Annotated in this window: 1 protein-coding gene; it reads right to left on the bottom strand. The window is 59.7% G+C overall.

Translation table 11 applies throughout. The features are described from left to right. Nucleotides 1-270: 270 nt before the first annotated feature. Complete coding sequence (locus A3754_RS22765; RefSeq protein WP_063521420.1) at nt 271-1,002, bottom strand: glutamine amidotransferase; 732 nt, start codon at nt 1,000-1,002, stop codon at nt 271-273. Nucleotides 1,003-1,280: the final 278 nt, after the last annotated feature.

Below are 1,280 nucleotides of genomic sequence, written 5' to 3' on the forward strand. Positions count from 1 at the left end.
TTCGCAATCTATACCCCATTCGGGGCACAGAGGGCGCGCTTTTGAAGGTGTCCCCTAACTGGGATCGAGATATGTCCATCCATCGAAAAAGCGCAACAACGAGTGCGGGCCAGACTGGATGACCCGAAGGGCGCGGCCTGAAGCGCACACCTGCTGCGCCTTGCCTCTCGGAAAGGGAACCACCCTGACCATCAAGACAAGACGCAACAGCTGCACGCTTCAGGCCACGCTGAGCATGCAAGGAGTTTTTCAGAGGTTCCTTAGTTACCGCTACGCCACCTGCGCCAGGGTGAGCTGGGCGAAGCGCGCGAGGATAGCGCTGGCATCGTGGCATTCACGCACTTCCTGCAGATGCGTATCGACCTGCTGCTGGCTCAGGCTGTCGCCACTCAGGGCCTGCAGGTAGGCGCGCATCACATCAGCACTGAATTCCGGGTGAAACTGCACCCCCCACACCCGCTCCCCATAACGGAAGGCCTGGCAGACATCATGCACGTTACTGGCCAGCACCGTGCAGCCTGGCGGCGAAGTAAGTACTGACTGCTTATGCACCACTTGCGCCCACGGATGACCCACCATGGCGCCTAACAACGGATCCTGCTGCCCCGCTGGCGTAAGCCGTAACGGCACCGTGCCCACCGCCATCCCCAGCGGATTATCCGCAACCTCACCGCCCAGAGCCTGGGCCAGCAACTGGTGGCCGAAACACAGCCCCAGCACGGGTAACTGCGGGGTGCTGTGTAGCGTGGCAAACAGCCAGTGGGCCAGCTGCCGCATCCACGGCTGCGCTTCGGTCACCATGGCATGGGAGCCGGTAATCACCACCCCCGCCAACGATGTCGGAGCAGGCAGCGGGCGCGCATCGGTGGCATCCACCTTTATGACCGGCAATGACAGGCCCAGTCCCTGGGCAATCCAGTCATCGAAATCGCCGTAATGCTCACGGATCTGCGGGTAGGTATGACCGGCTTGAATAATGGCGATCGGCTTGTGATTGTTCATAACACTCTCCTTGTGAGAACAACCTCAGCAAGGGGTGTACCAACTTTTCAGAAGCTATAAACCTCAGTTGTAGGAGATTCTATGTTGTCCACCCCAGTCTTCATGAGGCAGGGGCCGGCTGATAGTCGGTGCCATTTTTCATAAGCGCGAAGGCGATACGAACCAGTTTGCGCGCCAGGATGACTAACGCTTGGGTAGTTGCCAGCCCTCGATCCAGATAAGCCTGATAGACCCCTGCCCAACGCTTGCTCCGGCGAGCGGCCATGGCCGCGCAGTAA

It is taken from the genome of Alcanivorax sp. HI0083, assembly GCF_001635175.1.

Bases quoted from the DNA above. Each gene is read 5' to 3' on its own strand.
- A3754_RS22765 (WP_063521420.1), bottom strand. From the start codon at position 1,002: ATGAACAATCACAAGCCGATCGCCATTATTCAAGCCGGTCATACCTAC.